Genomic DNA, 17235 nt, shown 5'->3' on the forward strand with positions numbered 1-17235 from the left:
TTCATTCGTGGTACCATGGTTCATATAGTTGTTTAAACGACTAAGGGAGCAACATCATGGAAGAGGCCTATCGTCAAGCACGCAAGCGCGGCGAGCAGGGACGCCGTCGCGCCATCAGCCAAAGCGAGCACCCGTACCTTACGGACCTCGACAGCCTCGTTGCCCAGCTCCCCTTAGGTCAGCGAGAGAATGTCGGCCTAAGGGATATTCCGCTCGAAATGGTCGTCGGCACAGTCACCAAAGGCCGTCAGTCCGCCTTTTCATGCAACTTTATGCCCCTGCTGCCGTTTAACACTGAGTTCGCCCGCAAGTGGTCCAACCTCTACGACATCCAGGTAACCGAGGGCTATCGCGATCCCATCATCGTCACCGAGTTCATGCATCGGTTCTATGTCCAGGAAGGCAACAAACGCGTCAGTGTCCTCAAATTCCTGGACGCTCCAACGGTTTCGGCCAGGGTCACCCGTCTCTACCCCGGCACATGGGATTCCGTCGAAAGCCGCCTGTACGGTGAATTCTGCGCGTTTTGGCGCGTCTGCCCCCTATACGAAATCGAGTTCTCGCGTGAGGGAAGCTACGAGACGCTCGCCAAGATGCTCGGTCGGAACCTTATCGAAAAATGGCCGCAGAAAAAGGTCGACTACCTGCGCCACACCTTCCTGCTCTTTAAGCGCGCCTACCTTCGCGCAGGCGGCGACCACCTGGACATTACGCCCGCCGACGCCATGCTCGTCTACCTCAATGTGTACAACCAGGACCGCCTGCTGGATACGCCGACGGATATCGTCGTAAACCGCCTGTGCAAGATTTGGCGCGAGCTGGTCATTGCCGGCAAAAACGACGAGGACAAGGTCGATCTTGTCGAAGCGCCGAGCGTCGATGAGGAGGAGTCGCCCGCCAAGTCCACCTCCGGCGTGCTCAACTTCTTTATGGGCAAGACTGTCTATTCGGCGGCCAACCCCCTGCGTATCGCCTTTATCCATGAGTTCCCCTGTGCGGCGTCGAGCTGGGACAGTCTGCACGACCAAGGACGTCAGTATCTCGATGAGCACTTTGACGGTATCGTGCGCACCGAGGCGTTCGAAGACTGTCACGATCCGGACGTGTTCTACGCCGCCGTGGAAACGGCTGTCAAACATGGAGACAACGTCATCTTCTCGACCTCGCACCGCCTGATGGAATACACGCTCAGAGCTGCCGTTGAGTATCCCCAGGTTCGGTTCCTTAACTGCTCTATCGGCCTTCCCCACCAAAGCGTCCGTTCGTACTTTGGCAAGATGTACGAGGCCAAGTTTCTGCTGGGCGCCCTTGCCGCCAGCATGGCGGACAACCACCGCATCGGCTACCACGCGTCGGTCTTCGCATCCGGCGCGCTCAGCGAGATCAATGCCTTTGCGATTGGCGCCTCGCTGCTCGACCCCCGCGCGCAAATTATCCTGACCTGGGGCGATGTACCCGCCGGTGGTCTTGCCGAGGCCATGTGCCGCGAAGGCGTGAGTGTCATGACCGGCGCTGACATGTCAAAGTCGCTCGAAGACCCAACGGCCTGCGGGCTTCACCGCTTGGTCGACGGCAAAGTCACCGGCATCGCCATGCCCGTATGGAACTGGGGCCGTTACTACGAGCTCATCGTTCGCAGCCTTCTGCACGGCACGTGGGACGAGACCAGCGACGACAACCAAGTGCGCGCCGTCAACTACTGGTACGGCATGAGCTCCGGCGTTATCGACATCCGTTACGCTCCGGGCCTACCCTACCAGACGCGCAAACTCGTGCAGTTGCTCCGCAACGGCATTGTCGAGGGTTCCATCAACCCCTTTGGCGGCGAGCTCCACAGCCAGAGCGGCGTGGTACAGATCGAAGGCTTCCCTCCGCTGCCGAGCACGCAGATTGTCGAGATGAATTGGCTGGCGGACAACGTGGTAGGCACCATTCCGCAGCTCGACGATGAGCCGGGAGTTACCGCCCTATGAAGATCCTTGCCATAGCCGATACCGAAGAACGATGCCTTTGGGAGTGCTTTCGCAAGGAACGCTTTGAGGGTGTCGACCTGATTTTGTCCGCCGGCGATCTGGACCCGGACTATCTTGAGTTTTTGGTTACGGTCATCAACAAACCGCTCATCTACGTGCGCGGCAATCACGATGACCGCTACGCACGTCATGCACCGGGCGGATGTATCTGCGTGGAAGACAGCGTGTACACGTACCGAGGGATTCGCATTGCGGGCCTTGGCGGGTCCATGCGTTATCGCGACGGCGCCAACATGTACACCGAGCGCGAGATGGCCAAGCGTATGCGCAAGTTGTCCCGCAAAGTGAGGATGGTCGGCGGCTGCGACATTCTGCTTACCCATGCACCCGCCGCCGGTATGGGTGATCTGGACGATCTGCCGCATCGAGGGTTTGAGTGCTTTAACACGGCGCTTGAGTCCTGGGGGGCCGACTACATGGTGCATGGGCATGTACACCAAAGCTACGGTTACGATTTTCAGCGCGAGCGGCAGCATGTGTGTGGAACGACGATCATCAACGCCTGCGGCTATACGCAGTTTGAGCTCGACCAGACGCGCTACCCCATCCGTGGCTGGCAGGCAGCCTGGCTCAATTCGCAAACCATGCGCCGCGAGCTCAAACGCCACGATGCCATCGAGTCCTCAACAGCCAGAACACCCTGGTAACCACCACAAAGGGGACACCGTCCCCTTTGTGGTGGTTTTGACGCGATAGCAAGAACCCGGTCCTGCACAAGGCAGAACCGGGTTTCTTTAGCAATGCTTGCTTTGCTCAGGCAGTAACTAGCAGTTACTCAGCCAGGAAGTCACGCTGGACAGCGGGATCGACCTTGACGCCAGGGCCCATGGTGGAAGACACGGAGATGGACTTGACGTACTTGCCCTTAGCAGAAGAGGGCTTGACGCGCAGGATCTCGGTGTACAGGGCAGCGTAGTTCTCGACGAGCTGCTGCTCAGAGAAGGACTTCTTGCCCAGGGGCACGTGGCAGATGCCGTAGCGGTCGGCGCGGTACTCAACGCGGCCAGCCTTGAGCTCGGAGACCATCTTGGCGACGTCCATGGTCACGGTGCCGAGCTTGGGGTTCGGCATGAGGCCACGGGGACCAAGGATCTTACCGATGCGGCCAACCTTGGCCATCATGTTCGGCGTAGCGATAGCGGCGTCGAAGTTGATCTCGCCCTTCTGAATCTGGGCGACGAGCTCGTCGGAACCGATGATGTCGGCGCCGGCAGCCTCAGCCTCGCGGGCCTTCTCGCCCTCGGCGAAGACGGCAACACGAACGGTCTTGCCGGTGCCGTGGGGCAGGGAGATGGAACCACGGATGTTCTGGTCAGCCTTACGAGTATCGATGCCCAGACGGAAGTGGGCCTCGACGGTCTCGTCGAACTTGGCGGTGTCGAGCTCCTTAATGAGCTTGGCAGCCTGAAGGGGGGTGTAGAGCGTGGCGCGGTCGATCTTCTCGGCAGCGGCGTTATAGCTCTTACCATGCTTAGCCATGTGCATTACCTCCTGTGGTTAAACGGGCGTGAGCCCTCCCACATCGTATCGTATGCCCTATTGCACACATTTAACGGGCGCCCCGGTCGGAGCACCCGTCGTTACCATAAGAAATCGCTACTCAGCGATGGTGACGCCCATGGAACGGGCGGTACCGGCGATGATCTTCTTGGCGGCGTCAATGTCGTTAGCATTGAGGTCCGGCATCTTGATCTCGGCGATCTTGGTGAGCTGCTCCTGGGAGAGCTGACCAACCTTGTCGGCCTGGGGCTTAGCGGAACCAGACTTGAGGTTCAGCTCCTTCTTGATGAGGTGAGCCGCCGGCGGGGTCTTGGTGATGAAGGAGAAGGACTTATCCTCGTAGACAGAGATCTCAACGGGGATGATGTCGCCCTTCTTGTCCTGCGTCTCGGCGTTAAAGGCCTGGCAGAACTGCATGATGTTCACGCCAGCAGCGCCCAGGGCGGGGCCGACGGGAGGAGCGGGGTTAGCTGCACCAGCAGGAATCTGGAGCTTAATGACGTTGGCAACCTTCTTCTCAGCCATGGTCATTCCTTTCGAATCACGAGTGTGAAGTACTTGCTATATCGTAAGCACGCACGTGTTAGAAGCACTCCTGAGATGAGCAGTCACAGAAGAAGCACGCTCGCGCGAACGGACGAAAACTTAAGCGATGACAGCGACCTGGTTAAAGTCGAGCTCGACCGGCGTCTCGCGGCCAAAGATCATCAGCGTGACCTTGAGCTTGCCTGCCTCGGTGTTAACCTCGGAGACCTTGCCATCAAAGTCGGTAAGCGGGCCATCGGTGACGCGGACGGACGTGCCGACCTGAATATCAACCGAGGTGCGCTTGGGCGAATCGCCCTTACCGGGACGACGAGTCATCTTGTTGTACTCGTCACGGGAAAGCGGAGCGGGCTTGCCGTTGCCGCCTAGGAAACCGGTGACGCCGGGCGTGTTGCGAACACACGTCCAAGCATCGTCATCCATCTCCATGCGGACCAGGACATAACCCGGGAAGATCTTGGAATCCTTGGTCTCGCGCTTGCCACCCTCTTTGATCTCGGTGACGCGCTCCATAGGAATCTCGATATCAAAGATACGGTCCTGCATGCCCATGGTCTCGATACGATGCTCGAGATCGGACTTTACGCGGTTCTCGTATCCGGAGTAAGTGTGAACGACGTACCAACGCTTAGACATGGTTTAGCCCCTCAATCCAGAGAACAGAGCAAGAGCCTCGCCAAAGCCAGCATCGAGCAGAGCGATGACGACGCCGACGACGACCAGAGAAGCGCAAACGACGACCGAGTAGTTCACGAGCTCCTTCTTATCGGGCCACGTGACACGCTTCATCTCGGACTTGACCGAAGCGAAATACTTCTTGGTGCGGGCGAAGAAACCAGGCTTCTCGTTCTTCTTGGACTTCGCAGCCTTCTCGTTCTTCTTGGCAACGGCCTTCTTGGCCTCAACCTTGGAGTTGGCGGCAGCGCTGTTGGCAGGTGCCGGCTGCTGAGCCTTCTTCTTGTTCTTCTTGTTGGCCATTTGGGTTACCTCCGCGCAATGCGCTTATACATGAGTAAACCGTAAGCCCCCAAGTGGGAGCTTACGGAATAATGACTGGCACGCCAGGAAGGACTCGAACCCTCAACACTCGGTTTTGGAGACCGATGCTCTACCAATTGAACTACTGGCGTATGTGACTAGAGACTAGCGAGTCTCTTTGTGCAGCGTGTGGTGACGGCACCAGGGGCAATACTTCTTGATCTCCATACGATCAGGCATGGTCGACTTGTTCTTGGTGGTCGTATAGTTGCGGCGCTTGCACTCAGTGCACGCAAGAGTAACTAGAGTACGCATGTATCCTGAACCTTTCATTTCCGCCCCGTACGGGCACGAGTTGTTACTTTATCAGCTCCACGTAAGTGCTGTCAATGAAAACCTCGAGTCAATTGGTTCTCGGTGGATCCATTCATATTTGGAACACATCAATGAAGCCATCGAGAGCTAATCGACGGTGCATCCAGGACCATTATCGATCCTCTCGACACCAGCAACGGCTCAATATCCATTGCAGAAAAGAACCCGGCACCCATATAAGTGCCGGGTTCTCTAAGTCAGCTATATCAAAGAGCTAATTTACTCAATGATCGTGGAGACGATGCCCGAACCGACGGTGTGGCCACCCTCGCGGATAGCGAAGCGCAGGCCCTCCTCCATGGCGATCGGGTGGATGAGGTCGCCCTCGATGGTGATGTGGTCACCAGGCATAGCCATCTCGGTGCCCTCGGGGAGCTTGACCGTACCGGTAACGTCGGTGGTACGGAAGTAGAACTGAGGACGATAACCATCGAAGAACGGGGTGTGACGGCCGCCCTCCTCCTTGGTCAGAACGTAGATCTCGCCGGTGAACTTGGTGTGCGGGGTAACCGAACCGGGCTTGCAGAGAACTTGGCCGCGCTCGATGTCCTCACGCTTGATGCCGCGGAGCAGCAGACCGACGTTGTCGCCAGCCTCGCAGAAGTCCATGGACTTACGGAACATCTCGATACCGGTAACGACGGTGTTCTGGGTATCCTTGATGCCGACGATCTCGACGGGCTCGTTGAGCTTGAGCTCACCGCGCTCGACACGGCCAGTAGCAACGGTACCACGGCCGGAGATGGTCATAACGTCCTCAACGGCCATCAGGAACGGGAGGTCGTTGTTACGAGCAGGCGTCGGGATGTACTCGTCGACGGCCTTCATGAGCTCGCGAATGGCGTCCATCCACTTGGCGTCGCCCTCGAGAGCGCCCAGAGCGGAGCCACGGATGACGGGGATGTCGTCGCCGGGGAAATCGTACTCGGAGAGGAGCTCACGGGTCTCCATCTCGACGAGGTCGATGAGCTCGTCATCGTCGACCATGTCGCACTTGTTCAGGAAGACGACGATGTAGGGAACGCCGACCTGACGGGCGAGCAGGATGTGCTCGCGGGTCTGAGCCATGGGGCCGTCGGTAGCAGCGATGACCAGGATAGCGCCGTCCATCTGAGCAGCGCCGGAGATCATGTTCTTGACGTAGTCAGCGTGGCCCGGGCAGTCAACGTGAGCGTAGTGACGGGCAGCGGTCTCGTACTCAACGTGGGAGACGGAAATCGTAATGCCGCGCTCGCGCTCCTCGGGAGCCTTGTCGATGTTCTCGAACGCAGTGAAGTCAGCCTTGCAGCCCTCGGTCTCGGAGAGAACCTTGGTGATGGCAGCGGTCAGCGTGGTCTTGCCGTGGTCGACGTGACCAATGGTGCCGATGTTAACATGCGGCTTAGTGCGCTCAAACTTCTCTTTGGCCATAAAGCCCTCCTCTTAACAGGTCGTCCCCGGACGGGACTTTGCCTTTATACCATAGTGGCCTCTCAACATACTATTGAGAAGCCACCGTGTTACCTATGGTAGCGGTGACTGGATTCGAACCAGTGACGCCACGGGTATGAACCGTGTGCTCTAACCAACTGAGCTACACCGCCGGATGGAGCCTGCAACCAGACTTGAACTGGTGACCTCTTCGTTACCAACGAAGTGCTCTACCGACTGAGCTATACAGGCACTTGACGGGTGGGAGCTATAGGATTCGAACCTATGTAGGCAGAGCCAACGGGTTTACAGCCCGTCCCCATTAACCACTCGGGCAAACTCCCAATCGTTCAAGTATCCGCAGGTCCTTTGGTCTTTTGGACCGCCGCCCCCGCGAACGAAGAAGATAATACGATGCCACCTTGGGGGCTGTCAACGAAAACCTCTAGATACACGGTGCCGGGCGTATCTATATAGCCGTGACCTGCGGTTTTATTGAGTTTGGATATGAAGGACAGTGGTTTTGGATACTGAGGTGACGTTTCCCAAGGTAACACTTTGCTGTAGTGGAGTACACCTTCAGTATCGAACTTCGATACCAGCTTATTTGCACCTATATATAGGTCGAGATCGGGGCTGCCCAGACAGAAGATTGCTCTTCCCAGGCAAAATCGAGCGTGGATTTTCTTCCGTTTGAAGTCGAGCGTGGATAATCTCCCACTTTGCCGTGCCATCGAATCCAAAGTGGCAGATTATCCACGCTCATTCACTAGGCGGAAGATTTTCCACGCTCGTGTGTCCGATAATCCACGCTCGATGACGATGACCAACCTCGCCCCGGCCTATGTCTCGACCGGTAACAGTAAGAGGGTTATTCCTCCCCTATCTGTTACAGATCGAGATGTTTCGCAGAAACCCCCGCTTACGTCTCATTCTGTAACAGCAAGAACGGTTTTCAGCCTCTTCGTGTTACGGATCGAGATGTTATCGGCCTTCCCTTGGCAATGTTTCGATCTGTAACTATAAGGAGGGTCTTCAGCCCACTCGTGTTACGGATCGAGACAAACCTGAAGCTTGGTTGGCGCCAAACACGCTGACTTATCGACATAAATAGAAACGGGCCCTGTCCCACAAGGAAACAGAGCCCGAAACTCTCATGGAGCCAGTGACAGGAATCGAACCTGCAACCCACTGATTACATCGGTTTCCTTATCGTTTATTAGCGTTCATCTGCGACTATGCCGACCGTGACCTCGCGTTTTTCTTTCATTTTCCGCCTATAGTCTCACTTGAGACGTCTCCGAAACAGTCAAATTGCACAGTCATTGCACACGTGATTGCACACGGAGGAACAATGGAAGAGAAATACGCTACCTCATCTATATATAAGTACATGAGCGACCGCTGGCGCGCGCAGTTCCCCTACTTCGAGGATGGAGCCTGGCGCAAGAAGACCCAACTTCTTGAGCATCGAGGCCGCGATAAAGGTCGAAGCCATAAACATCGTGATGCTGCAATGGTGGAAGCCGAGGCCATCCGCGCTCACCTGAATGCAGAAGCGGAAGCCGAGGCAATGAAACCAACGAGCTCGATTTCAGTCGCCGAACTAGTGTCTAGCTATATAACAATGGAGTGCGCCGACATCGCGCGTTCAACCGCAACCGGCTATTCAGGCATGCTCCGCCGAAACATCGAACCTTATATTGGCAGCATCCCCCTAGAGGACCTGACTGAAGAAGACGTTCAGGAATGGGTCAGCGTAATGGCGAAGAAGCACGCGAGGTCAACTGCATGCAATTCCCTTAGGCTGTTGAGGGGCTCATTGAAATACGGGCTAAGGAAAAAGCTAGTTTCGGAAAATGTTGCCGCATGGGCCAAGGTTCCCAAGAACGAGGATGCCGACTACGGACGACCGAATTCACTTACCGGAAGGGAAAGGGTGCGCGTCATAAACACCCTCAACGCATCCATAGATGTCCCGGCAATTCTAGCCGCGAAAATCGCCCTGTATACAGGACTCCGCCGAGGTGAACTTTGCGCCCTGAAGTGGAAATGTGTCGACTTTTCCCATTCCTCGATTCGCGTGGAAGCCGCAATCGGGCACACCGACACCGAGTTCTACATCAAAGGTCCCAAAAGCGTCAGCAGTAGACGGACAATTCCGAATTGCCCGGAGGACCTCATGCACGATCTAGCCGCGCGCAAGCGAAACACGGAAGAAGAATGTACCAGGCTTGGGACTGAATTCAGCGGGGAGATGTTCGTGCTGGGCTTTCCCGACGGCTCGTTCCTCAAGCCGCCCAGGGTCAATGACGCCTGGCGTGCGCTCTCCAAGGCGCTAAACCTTCATGGAGTATTAAATAGAAACACGGTGACCTTCCATGACCTAAGACACAGCTTCGCAACATACGCTGTCGCCAACGGCGTAGACCCAAGAACGCTCGCAAGTCTGATGGGTCACTCCAAAGCCTCCATGACCCTAGATAGATACGCCAGCGCCGACCCGAAGGCAACTGCATCGGCAATGAACGCCCTAGGACGCCTTTATAAGAGCGCTTCATTGTATCCAAAAGCTGGATAGGACCTAATCGAAGGCCGCGATACTGCATCGCGGCCTTTCCTATACCTTCCCGTAGTAAGTCATTTCAGTCCATCGGGTCCGTATCGTCCGCCATGACCGCGTTTTTGAATCCGTCGCCCAAGACGCTCCAGACTAGATCTCAAAGAGACGGCAGCAGACAGAAAGGAGGTCGAAATGGAAGTTGAGAGCAAACGCATCACTCTTGATGCTTTTCGCACGATGCCAGACATCGTTGATCCGATGCCTGTCGCCCACCTGCTCGGTATCAGCGACCGCTCCGTCTACAGGCTCTGCCAGAACGGAACGTTCAAAGCCGTGAAGTGCGGGAAGCTGTGGCGCATCAATCGCGACAGCGTTCTTAGCTACATCGGCGTCAACTGAATGTAGCGAGCGCCGGCTAAGACCAACTGAGCTCGGAGCAAACATGGGCATTAACAAATCCAGCGCCGGACCCATTGAACTAATTGCAGAGTTGATTGATTTCGATGCCGTCCGAATGAAAAACGAGCTCATCGCATATACGCCCTTGCCGGCGGCTAAAGCGCCAAAAGGCTATCCGATTACACACACGGAAGACGAATAGACACCACAGGGGGCCAAACGGCCCCCTGTTTTTATGAGGAGACCCTATGGACGAAACCAAAACCATCAGCGTAAAAATCGACCACAAGCTCTACACCGCCCTCAAGACGCGGGCGGAGCTCGACAACTCCAACGTCAGCGACGAGATCCGCTCTCTCCTGCGCTCGGCGCTCGCCGCGGAGGAGCTCGACCTCTACGGCAACGAGGTCGCGGGCTTCATCCGCGGCGTCGTCGACGCGCGCATGGACGTCGCCGCACTCGACATCGAGCGCAAGCTCGACGCCGCCGAGGACCGCATCGCCGCGGTCCTCTCGCGCCCCATGACTGCCGCCATCATGGCCGGCCTCATGTCGGCAGACGTCCTCAAGGCCTCCTACGCCTCGCTCGACGACGTCCCCGTCGCGGACATCTGGAAGAACTACCTCGCGCAGGCCGGCGAGCTCAGCCGCGCGGGCCTCGGCAAGATCGACGAGGTGAAGCTCCACGCGCGCGAGCGCGCCGATGGCTAGCCCACCCGTCATCGTCAACCACTCCGTCGTCCGCGCGGGAGCGTCCGCGAGGGCGACCGCCGCAGGCCTGGCGGCATACGCCGGCACCCGCCGCGGCGTCGTCATCGAGGTAAGCGAGGCGGACGGCAGGAGGCTCGGCGTGGACGGCCTGGCCGCCTACGCCGCGAACAGGACCGGCTCGACGGGCGGCCTCTGGGGCGCGGACGGCCCGGTCGCCGTGGCAGAAGCCAGACGTGCCATCGCCCAAAACGGCGGTGCGGTGCTCACCACCGTCGTCACGGTCCCGAACGACATCGCCCCAGCCGCCGGCCTCGACCGCCTGGACGCCTGGCAGGCGCTGGTGCGCTCCGAGTGGCCGAGGCTCTTCTCCGAGATGACCGGTGTGCCCGAGAGCCGCGTGGAGTTCTACGCGGCGATGCATGTCAACGGCACGAGCCACCACGTCCACATCCTCACGGTCGACCACGCGGGCGAGTGGGACGCGCTGCTCCCCAAGCGGAAGATGGAGGCGGCGCGGCTCGAGATCTCCTCGAAGGCCATGGCGCCGCTGCTGCGGGAGGCCTACATCGAGCGCGACCTCGCGAGGGAGGCCGCGCTGGACGCCGTCGCCCGCATCGACCGGAACCGCTTCGATATCAAGCTGCCGCCGGACGGAAGGATCGAGGCCGCCCACCTCAGGCGTTTCCACCCGGAGGCCTCCGCCGCGCTGAGGGAGGCCCTCGACCGGGCGGCATCCGACTCCCCCGAGCTCGCCGGCGCGCTGGACCGCCACAGGAAGGCGGTCGAGAGGTGCGCCTGTCTCAAGTGCCTGACCGGGGAGGTGCGGGACACCTACGTCCACAAGGCGGCCACCGACCTCGGCCTCCGGTGCGAGAACGCAGCGCTGCGGGTCATAGTCCCGGACAGAACGCCGGCTCGCGAGGAGGTGCCGACACGACGCGCCGCGCCCCAAACCGGCCCCGCGACGGAGAGGCGGCGGGAAGCCGGACTCGCCACCGAGGCCCGGGCCTGCATCCCGAAGACGCGCCTCGAAAGGATCGCGCGAAAGGCCGCACGCGGCCGGACCCTCGAGCCGGCAGACCTCAGGGGGTGTCCCACGGCGGACCGGGCATTCAGGCACGCCCCGTCGGCAGGCACCGCCCTAGGGCGCGCCGCCGCGATGGCGACCCTGGTCGCCAGGGAAGCCACACGGGACGACAGAGGACGCGACATGGGAGACGAGGCCGGCGAGAGGGCGCTGAAACTCATCGCCGCGACCCTGAGGGTCCTCGCCTCCGGCGGCACCGGGCCGTCGAGCGTCCCCGCGCTGAAGATAGCAAACAGGATAGAGAGGACGATCACGAGATGAAACCGAAATCCTTCAACCGCGACATGAGAAGGGAGCTCGCCGGCACGCTCGCGGCCCACGGCGTCGCCGCCGTCATAGCTTGTGCCGCGACCGCCAGCGCCTGGGACTACGCCAGGTGGTGGACTCTATCCCTCGTCTCGGGCCTCTCCGCCCTGCTGCGGCTGCCCACGGCCGACCCGGGCCCCGAGCCCGCCTACGTCTTCCGCGGCCCCCTCGAGGCGGCCGCCGACGCGGCGGCGTCGGGCGAGGCAGGCGAGCTGCTCGCGGCGCTCGCCCTCGTCGCGACGGCCGTCCTCATCCTCGGCCTCGTTTCTTGGGCCCGCTCATGGGCGAGACTCCACGACGGGACGTTCGCCGGCGACCGCGCGCCCACGCGCACGCACGGGGACGCCTGGCTCGAATCGAGGCCCTCCAGGGTCGCGAGGAGGTGCCCCGTATGGGACGGCCGCGAGGCCGCAAAGGGAGTGATCGTGGCGGGCTCCGTCGGTGACGGCCTGGCGACGGTCCCCGCCGTCCACAGCCTGATACGTGCGGGCAGCAACGCCGGCAAGACCAGGCGCGCTCTGGCACCATCGATAGCCGCGGCGATCGACCGCAACGCCCACGGGATCCCGACATCCGTCATCGTCCACGACCCGAAGTCCGAGATCCGCGCATGGACCGAGCCACTCGCCAGGAGGGCCGGGATGGAGGTCGTCGCCATCCGGCTCGACGAGCCCGTCAAGTCGGCTAGGTTCAACCCTCTCGACCGCGCCATCGCGGCACTCGGGACCGAGGGCGTCGCAGGCGCTGTGGCCGAGCTCCGCGAGCTGTCTTCCGCTATCGTGCCCGACGCCTTCTCCTCGGGCCAGAGGTTCTTCACGGACGCCAGCCGCAACCTGCTGACCGGCCTCTGCCTGCTCGCGATAACGGACGGGCGGATCCCCGACGGCGCGCGGAACCTCTCGACCGTGCTCGCGCTCCTGGAACCCCGCGACGGGAAGAGCGCCGTGAAGTCGCTGGAGGAGCTCGCCGCGGACCTGCCGGCGGGAAACCCGGCGCGCCAGTTCCTCCTCGTCGCCTCGTCGAACGGCGGCGGAGGGGAGGCCCTCGTCTCCACCGCGCGCAACTACCTCATGTCCTTCTGCGACGACGACGTCAGCCGAATGCTCTGGGACGGCGAGGTCGATCTCGCATCGGTCGGGCGCAAGCCCACCATCCTCTACATCGCCAGCGCGACGGACCGAGGGGACCGCGGCGCGCTCGTCTCGTGCATCTTCTCCCAGGCGCTGTCGGCGCTGCGCGAGACCGCGCGCCTGTCGGGCGGCAGGCTGCCGGCCGAGACCCTGCTCGCCATCGACGAGGGGTCCGGGATCCCCAAGGTCCCCCGCCCCCTCGGCGACCTCGCCGAGGTCCGGAGCATCGGACTGCACGTCGTCTTCGTGCTCCAGAACACCCGCCTGCTCGAGGCCCGGTGCGGCTACTCCAGGGCGGAGTCGGACGCGCTGCTGGCGCTGCTCGGCACCCAGGTCGTCCTCTCGGTAGAGTCCGTCGGCGAGGCGGAGGAGATCAGCAAGCGACTCGGCGACTACAGCGTCAAGACGACCGGGCAGAGCTCCACCAAGGGGACGCAGAGCTCCTCGTCCGGAAAGTCGTTCTCCGTGGCGCGGCGGCCGCTGATCACCCCGTCGGAGCTCATGGCCTGGAGCGCGCGCGAGAACGGCGCGCTCGTGATCGACGCTGAGGGCCCGATGGCGCTCGCCAGCCGCGACATCACCGAGACGTTCCTGGGGCCGCTGCTCGGCATGACGTCGCCGGAGGCCGAGGGCGCGCTGCTCGCGCGGGCGCTCGAGGGGGAGGCTCGCAACGCCGCCCCGGCACCGGTATGGCGCATCCCGGAGAAGCCGAAAAAGCCCAAGGGGTCTCCATCCAGCAGCAGGAAGCGCAAGGTGTCCGCCGCGCCCGACGGGTTCTGATGCGTCATACGGCCCTGTCTGCGAAAACGGTCCGCCGTCCTACGCCACGCGAGGCGCGTATGACGGCGGGCCGCGGCGGTCTTTCGTTTTATCTGCCCACGCTGCCAGCGGAAACGAACTCGGCACGCCGAGTTGCGCCGCAAAATCCCGGGCGCCCGTAGTGCGCCCTTATCCTGCTCCCACCGTCCAAGGCACTTGGACGGTGGGAGTTCCGTATTCTCTGCAATCAGAACCACCCTTAAAAAGGGTGGTTTGCTCTTAGGGTATAACCCACGGGCCCCGGGCTCGCGTCTAAAGGCGCGGGCCCGGACTTCGTCCAGGCCTAGTGCATCTTGACCCGTGGCGCGCCGGTCGAACCGGCAGGATCACCTCCTCTTGAAGGGGTCCTCGTACTCCTTCACGCTCAGCTTGTCCAGCGCGATGTCGTGGGACTCCTGCTCCCTGATGTACTTGGCGATCGTCGCCTCGTTCAGGCCGACGGTGGACACGTAGTAGCCCTCCGCCCAGAACTTCCTGTTGCCGAACTTGTACTTGAGGTTGGCGTGCCTGTCGAATATCATCAGCGAGCTCTTCCCCTTCAGGTAGCCCATGACGCTCGCGACGCTGTACTTCGGCGGGATCGCCAGCAGCACGTGCACGTGGTCGGGCATCAGGTGCCCCTCGATTATCTCGATCCCCTTGTACTCGCACAGCTTCCTGAGGATCTCCCCTATGTCGCTCCTGATTTGGTTGTAGATCACTTTGCGCCTATACTTCGGCGTGAACACGATGTGGTACTTGCACATCCACTTCGTGTGGGAAAGGCTGTAGGCCTTCTGGGCCATGGCGACCACCCCTTCGACTCGAATTCTTGACGGCCTGAACAATCGTCAATATCGGTCGGAGGGGTGGCTTTGTAAAGCCGTTTGTCTCCACCCGCGTAGCGGGTGGTTTAAAGCTGGCCGCTGCGCGGCCAGCAGACTAAAGTCTTGAACGAAAAGCGCGGCCCATCTGGACCGCGCTCCCGCTCCTCTCAATTTCGCTCTGCGACGTAGACCGTCCGGCCCGTCTCGCAGTCGATGGTCTCGGCGTCCCCGAAACCGACCCGGACGGCGGCCCATCCGCCGGCGAGCGCCAGCGCGTCGGCCTCGGACCTCGCGACGGCGATGAGGCGCTCGAGCTCGGCCGAGCCCGCCGGCGCGGTCCCCACCTCGAACGCGCCGCCGTCGCCGCCCGACTCGTACTCGACGACGACTGTCGAGCCGAGAGCCTCCTCGAGGGTCTCGGGCAGGCCGCCCATGCCGTCGAGGGCGTGCCCGGCGACCGTGACAAGCGGGTAGCGGGCCATCCCGGACGCCGCCGAGCGGCCGGCCATGCGGAGCAAGCCGGCGGCCTCGAGCGCCTCGAGGAGCGCCGCGGGCACGTCGGCGTCGATGGCGATGTTGCCGCGTCCGCGGCACCACTCGGCCGCCGCCGGCACGTTCGCCGTGAGCACGCCCCACTCGGCCATGTAGCCCTCGGAGCGCGGGTCCGTGGCGTCGAGGAGGAGGACGGCCAGGCCGCCGCCCGCGTACTCCCCGGCCACGAGGGCGAGGCGGACCGCCTCGCCCATGGAGTCGAACTCGACCGTGACCATGCGGCTACCTCCTCCTGACGGCGCTGAGCGGCTTCGGGGAGAAGTGCTCGTCGCGCTCGACGGCGGCGAACCCCATCTGGCGGTTCAGCTCGGCCATCTCCTTGATGCTGAAGTAGCCGAGCTCGTCGTCGTAGCCCTCGACGAGGCCGAACGCCTCGTCCGTTCCGTCGAACTCGAGCAGCCACCAGTCCCATCCGTTCACGCACGAGAAGTAGTGGGCGTAGACCGTGGGGTCCTCCGCCCCGTCCTGCCCGTAGAGCCTCGGCGCCGTCTTGGCGATTTCCTCGGTCATCAGCTGCTGCATGTCTTCCTCCGTTCCGGGCACGTGGCCCTCAACATCTCGCCCCTGCGGGCAAAGCCGAATGGCGACGCCGCGCGTCGTCGTCGGCTTTGCTCCCTGCAAAGCCGCACCGGAGCGAAGACGGGTCAAGGGAGGTCCGTGACGACCTCCACCAACCGGAGCGGAGCGGAGGTTTGTGCGGGGTCTCATGGGCCCCCTTGACGCGGCGTAGCGGAGGTGCCACCCGGCCGCGGGGCCGAGGCCGATTCGCGGCGGACGCCGGCAGCCCACGTCCAGCATCGGAACCATTAGAGACGCTATTCACTTTTCGATAGGAGCCATATGGAACTCGAGGATATCGTTTACGAGCTCGCCTGCCTTCATGAGTCGATGCTCTTTTGCTGCATGGCGCTGAGAAGGATTATCAGGGACCTCGAAGAGGCCGAACAGCGCATCCGCGCTGAAGCAGCCGCCGCCGAATCCCCTCTTTAGAAAAGTACCCCGGCGATTACCACCGGGGCACTTTTAAATGACGTCAGAAGCCGGCAGCCGAACTAACCATCGAACAGATCTGAATCGAAAAACCCTCTCAGAGAGACGCCAAGCCCGCCTGCGATGCGCTCGATATTCTCGATAGACACGTTTCGCTTGCCTGTCTCGACTTCGGCGAAATAGGTGCGAGACATCTCGATGGAGTATGCGAAGGCCTCTTGGCTCATGCCGAGCTCGCCCCTCAGCTCCTTAATGCGAAGCCCCACGCGCATCTTGGGGTCAAGCTCAGTCATCGGCACCTCCTATCCACCGGTGTCAATGATTCAGGCCAACCCTATATAAGTCACACCTATATAAGTGACAATTTGAAATACAATGCAAATATTGGGGCATTGCAACCAGAAAGGAACCATGGTGGATACGGAGATTCCGAAAGTGACGGACGATATGCTCTCATTGGACTTCCCCAGCGACTATGCATATATCGCAAAACCCTTTGGTCGAGGACTCCGCCCGGACAGGCAACTGCAACTTCTAAAGAACTTGCATACAGAACATTAGAAAGAAGGTCATACCATGCGAACCTATCAACACCCGATATACCAAGACAACGCTATGGCGATTCGCGCCGAATATGATGAGGAAAAACGAGTCTTCGATTTGATGAAGAAGTTCCTCTATATCGTCGGGGCGATAACGGCGGTAGTTGTTTTCCTTTTGCTTCTCGTTAATTCCCCTGCCCTGATAACTCAGACGGGTGCAATTGGAATCGTTGCACTCGTTCCCGTCCTGCTGGCTGCAACAGCCTTTACCGGGTTCTATGTCGGCACGGTACCTGCTGGCTACATTGCCGCATGGCGTGCAATCAAGCGCTCAAGGCTGTTCGTTTGGGGCAACGCTCTCGGACTGCTCCTCATAGCGACACTTTTTCTTTCCATCCCGGCTGCATTTGCGCCCTTTGCCTTCCTTCTCCAGTGGTTGAAGGTATCGAATCTCAAGCGTCAGCTTGACGCGAACGCATAGCGGGGGTG

Annotated in this window: 20 protein-coding genes and 4 tRNA genes; 10 read left to right on the plus strand and 14 right to left on the minus strand. The window is 60.7% G+C overall.

Going from position 1 to position 17235, the window contains the following annotated elements; all coding sequences use genetic code 11:
• Positions 1 to 56 precede the first annotated feature (56 nt).
• Positions 57 to 1973 carry a BMP family ABC transporter substrate-binding protein gene (locus AQ996_RS01075; RefSeq protein WP_055250282.1) on the plus strand — a complete coding sequence of 639 codons (1917 nt, stop codon included), beginning with the start codon at positions 57 to 59 and terminating at the stop codon, positions 1971 to 1973.
• Positions 1970 to 2680: a metallophosphoesterase family protein gene (locus tag AQ996_RS01080; RefSeq protein ID WP_055250284.1), complete on the plus strand. Its 711-nt coding sequence runs from the start codon at positions 1970 to 1972 to the stop codon at positions 2678 to 2680. The genes AQ996_RS01075 and AQ996_RS01080 overlap by 4 nt, the downstream gene beginning before the upstream one ends.
• Positions 2681 to 2804: 124 nt before the next feature.
• Here AQ996_RS01080 and rplA read toward each other — a convergent pair whose 3' ends face one another.
• The 10 genes from rplA to AQ996_RS01125 form a co-directional block, all read right to left on the minus strand.
• A complete protein-coding gene (gene rplA, locus AQ996_RS01085; protein ID WP_022093892.1) occupies positions 2805 to 3512 on the minus strand; it encodes a 50S ribosomal protein L1 in 708 nt (235 codons plus the stop codon).
• A 117-nt stretch (positions 3513 to 3629) separates the two neighbouring features.
• Positions 3630 to 4058, minus strand: a complete 429-nt coding sequence (rplK, locus tag AQ996_RS01090; protein ID WP_022093893.1) for a 50S ribosomal protein L11 — start codon at positions 4056 to 4058, stop codon at positions 3630 to 3632.
• Between the two features lie 120 nt (positions 4059 to 4178).
• The gene (gene nusG / locus AQ996_RS01095) at positions 4179 to 4715 is read right to left on the minus strand and encodes a transcription termination/antitermination protein NusG (RefSeq protein ID WP_006234984.1); all 537 of its coding nucleotides are present in this window, start codon (positions 4713 to 4715) and stop codon (positions 4179 to 4181) included.
• Between the two features lie 3 nt (positions 4716 to 4718).
• Positions 4719 to 5057, minus strand: coding sequence for a preprotein translocase subunit SecE (gene secE / locus AQ996_RS01100; protein ID WP_022093894.1), 339 nt, complete (start codon positions 5055 to 5057; stop codon positions 4719 to 4721).
• A gap of 76 nt (positions 5058 to 5133) precedes the next feature.
• Positions 5134 to 5209 (minus strand) — tRNA-Trp (locus AQ996_RS01105).
• A 13-nt stretch (positions 5210 to 5222) separates the two neighbouring features.
• Complete coding sequence (gene rpmG, locus AQ996_RS09585) at positions 5223 to 5372, minus strand: 50S ribosomal protein L33 (protein WP_022093895.1); 150 nt, start codon at positions 5370 to 5372, stop codon at positions 5223 to 5225.
• A gap of 279 nt (positions 5373 to 5651) precedes the next feature.
• Positions 5652 to 6842: an elongation factor Tu gene (gene tuf, locus AQ996_RS01110; RefSeq protein ID WP_035137538.1), complete on the minus strand. Its 1191-nt coding sequence runs from the start codon at positions 6840 to 6842 to the stop codon at positions 5652 to 5654.
• 96 nt (positions 6843 to 6938) lie between these two features.
• A tRNA-Met gene (locus tag AQ996_RS01115) sits at positions 6939 to 7015 on the minus strand.
• Positions 7016 to 7018: 3 nt separating this feature from the next.
• Positions 7019 to 7094: transfer RNA gene (locus AQ996_RS01120), tRNA-Thr, on the minus strand.
• 10 nt (positions 7095 to 7104) lie between these two features.
• Positions 7105 to 7186: transfer RNA gene (locus tag AQ996_RS01125), tRNA-Tyr, on the minus strand.
• A gap of 1010 nt (positions 7187 to 8196) precedes the next feature.
• Between AQ996_RS01125 and AQ996_RS01130 the strand changes: the two genes are divergently transcribed.
• The 6 genes from AQ996_RS01130 to AQ996_RS01150 all read left to right on the plus strand — a co-directional run bounded on the left by AQ996_RS01130 (position 8197) and on the right by AQ996_RS01150 (position 13817).
• Complete coding sequence (locus tag AQ996_RS01130) at positions 8197 to 9423, plus strand: tyrosine-type recombinase/integrase (RefSeq protein ID WP_055250286.1); 1227 nt, start codon at positions 8197 to 8199, stop codon at positions 9421 to 9423.
• A gap of 174 nt (positions 9424 to 9597) precedes the next feature.
• Positions 9598 to 9804 (plus strand): helix-turn-helix domain-containing protein, encoded by a 207-nt coding sequence (locus tag AQ996_RS01135; protein ID WP_055250287.1) that lies wholly within the window; start codon positions 9598 to 9600, stop codon positions 9802 to 9804.
• Between the two features lie 43 nt (positions 9805 to 9847).
• The gene (locus AQ996_RS09715) at positions 9848 to 10006 is read left to right on the plus strand and encodes a hypothetical protein (protein WP_156333775.1); all 159 of its coding nucleotides are present in this window, start codon (positions 9848 to 9850) and stop codon (positions 10004 to 10006) included.
• A gap of 46 nt (positions 10007 to 10052) precedes the next feature.
• Positions 10053 to 10514, plus strand: a complete 462-nt coding sequence (locus tag AQ996_RS01140) for a hypothetical protein (RefSeq protein WP_055250289.1) — start codon at positions 10053 to 10055, stop codon at positions 10512 to 10514.
• On the plus strand, positions 10507 to 11862 hold the full coding sequence (locus AQ996_RS01145) for a hypothetical protein (RefSeq protein WP_055250291.1): 1356 nt from the start codon (positions 10507 to 10509) through the stop codon (positions 11860 to 11862). The genes AQ996_RS01140 and AQ996_RS01145 overlap by 8 nt, the downstream gene beginning before the upstream one ends.
• A complete protein-coding gene (locus AQ996_RS01150; protein WP_055250293.1) occupies positions 11859 to 13817 on the plus strand; it encodes a type IV secretory system conjugative DNA transfer family protein in 1959 nt (652 codons plus the stop codon). The genes AQ996_RS01145 and AQ996_RS01150 overlap by 4 nt, the downstream gene beginning before the upstream one ends.
• Before the next feature lie 365 nt (positions 13818 to 14182).
• On the opposite strand, the gene tnpA is transcribed toward AQ996_RS01150, so the two are convergent.
• The 3 genes from tnpA to AQ996_RS09895 form a co-directional block, all read right to left on the minus strand.
• On the minus strand, positions 14183 to 14641 hold the full coding sequence (gene tnpA / locus AQ996_RS01155) for an IS200/IS605 family transposase (protein ID WP_055250296.1): 459 nt from the start codon (positions 14639 to 14641) through the stop codon (positions 14183 to 14185).
• A gap of 188 nt (positions 14642 to 14829) precedes the next feature.
• Complete coding sequence (locus tag AQ996_RS01160) at positions 14830 to 15432, minus strand: hypothetical protein (protein WP_055250298.1); 603 nt, start codon at positions 15430 to 15432, stop codon at positions 14830 to 14832.
• Between the two features lie 4 nt (positions 15433 to 15436).
• A complete protein-coding gene (locus AQ996_RS09895; protein WP_055250300.1) occupies positions 15437 to 15736 on the minus strand; it encodes a DUF2958 domain-containing protein in 300 nt (99 codons plus the stop codon).
• A gap of 318 nt (positions 15737 to 16054) precedes the next feature.
• Between AQ996_RS09895 and AQ996_RS09720 the strand changes: the two genes are divergently transcribed.
• The gene (locus tag AQ996_RS09720) at positions 16055 to 16204 is read left to right on the plus strand and encodes a hypothetical protein (protein WP_156333776.1); all 150 of its coding nucleotides are present in this window, start codon (positions 16055 to 16057) and stop codon (positions 16202 to 16204) included.
• A gap of 62 nt (positions 16205 to 16266) precedes the next feature.
• On the opposite strand, the gene AQ996_RS01170 is transcribed toward AQ996_RS09720, so the two are convergent.
• Entirely contained in the window at positions 16267 to 16497 is a 231-nt protein-coding gene (locus tag AQ996_RS01170) for a helix-turn-helix domain-containing protein (protein ID WP_055250302.1), read from the minus strand.
• Positions 16498 to 16819: 322 nt separating this feature from the next.
• Here AQ996_RS01170 and AQ996_RS01175 point away from each other — a divergent pair, with 322 nt between their 5' ends.
• Positions 16820 to 17227 (plus strand): hypothetical protein, encoded by a 408-nt coding sequence (locus tag AQ996_RS01175; protein ID WP_148315792.1) that lies wholly within the window; start codon positions 16820 to 16822, stop codon positions 17225 to 17227.
• Positions 17228 to 17235: the final 8 nt, after the last annotated feature.

Origin of the sequence: Collinsella aerofaciens (assembly GCF_001404695.1) — a bacterium.
In the GTDB taxonomy this organism is placed as follows: domain Bacteria; phylum Actinomycetota; class Coriobacteriia; order Coriobacteriales; family Coriobacteriaceae; genus Collinsella; species Collinsella aerofaciens_E.

Coding starts and splice junctions, on each gene's coding strand:
- AQ996_RS01075 (WP_055250282.1), top strand. CDS start 57: ATGGAAGAGGCCTATCGTCAAGCACGCAAGCGCGGCGAGCAGGGACGC.
- AQ996_RS01080 (WP_055250284.1), top strand. CDS start 1,970: ATGAAGATCCTTGCCATAGCCGATACCGAAGAACGATGCCTTTGGGAG.
- rplA (WP_022093892.1), bottom strand. CDS start 3,512: ATGGCTAAGCATGGTAAGAGCTATAACGCCGCTGCCGAGAAGATCGAC.
- rplK (WP_022093893.1), bottom strand. CDS start 4,058: ATGGCTGAGAAGAAGGTTGCCAACGTCATTAAGCTCCAGATTCCTGCT.
- nusG (WP_006234984.1), bottom strand. CDS start 4,715: ATGTCTAAGCGTTGGTACGTCGTTCACACTTACTCCGGATACGAGAAC.
- secE (WP_022093894.1), bottom strand. CDS start 5,057: ATGGCCAACAAGAAGAACAAGAAGAAGGCTCAGCAGCCGGCACCTGCC.
- rpmG (WP_022093895.1), bottom strand. CDS start 5,372: ATGCGTACTCTAGTTACTCTTGCGTGCACTGAGTGCAAGCGCCGCAAC.
- tuf (WP_035137538.1), bottom strand. CDS start 6,842: ATGGCCAAAGAGAAGTTTGAGCGCACTAAGCCGCATGTTAACATCGGC.
- AQ996_RS01130 (WP_055250286.1), top strand. CDS start 8,197: ATGGAAGAGAAATACGCTACCTCATCTATATATAAGTACATGAGCGAC.
- AQ996_RS01135 (WP_055250287.1), top strand. CDS start 9,598: ATGGAAGTTGAGAGCAAACGCATCACTCTTGATGCTTTTCGCACGATG.
- AQ996_RS09715 (WP_156333775.1), top strand. CDS start 9,848: ATGGGCATTAACAAATCCAGCGCCGGACCCATTGAACTAATTGCAGAG.
- AQ996_RS01140 (WP_055250289.1), top strand. CDS start 10,053: ATGGACGAAACCAAAACCATCAGCGTAAAAATCGACCACAAGCTCTAC.
- AQ996_RS01145 (WP_055250291.1), top strand. CDS start 10,507: ATGGCTAGCCCACCCGTCATCGTCAACCACTCCGTCGTCCGCGCGGGA.
- AQ996_RS01150 (WP_055250293.1), top strand. CDS start 11,859: ATGAAACCGAAATCCTTCAACCGCGACATGAGAAGGGAGCTCGCCGGC.
- tnpA (WP_055250296.1), bottom strand. CDS start 14,641: ATGGCCCAGAAGGCCTACAGCCTTTCCCACACGAAGTGGATGTGCAAG.
- AQ996_RS01160 (WP_055250298.1), bottom strand. CDS start 15,432: ATGGTCACGGTCGAGTTCGACTCCATGGGCGAGGCGGTCCGCCTCGCC.
- AQ996_RS09895 (WP_055250300.1), bottom strand. CDS start 15,736: ATGCAGCAGCTGATGACCGAGGAAATCGCCAAGACGGCGCCGAGGCTC.
- AQ996_RS09720 (WP_156333776.1), top strand. CDS start 16,055: ATGGAACTCGAGGATATCGTTTACGAGCTCGCCTGCCTTCATGAGTCG.
- AQ996_RS01170 (WP_055250302.1), bottom strand. CDS start 16,497: ATGACTGAGCTTGACCCCAAGATGCGCGTGGGGCTTCGCATTAAGGAG.
- AQ996_RS01175 (WP_148315792.1), top strand. CDS start 16,820: ATGGCGATTCGCGCCGAATATGATGAGGAAAAACGAGTCTTCGATTTG.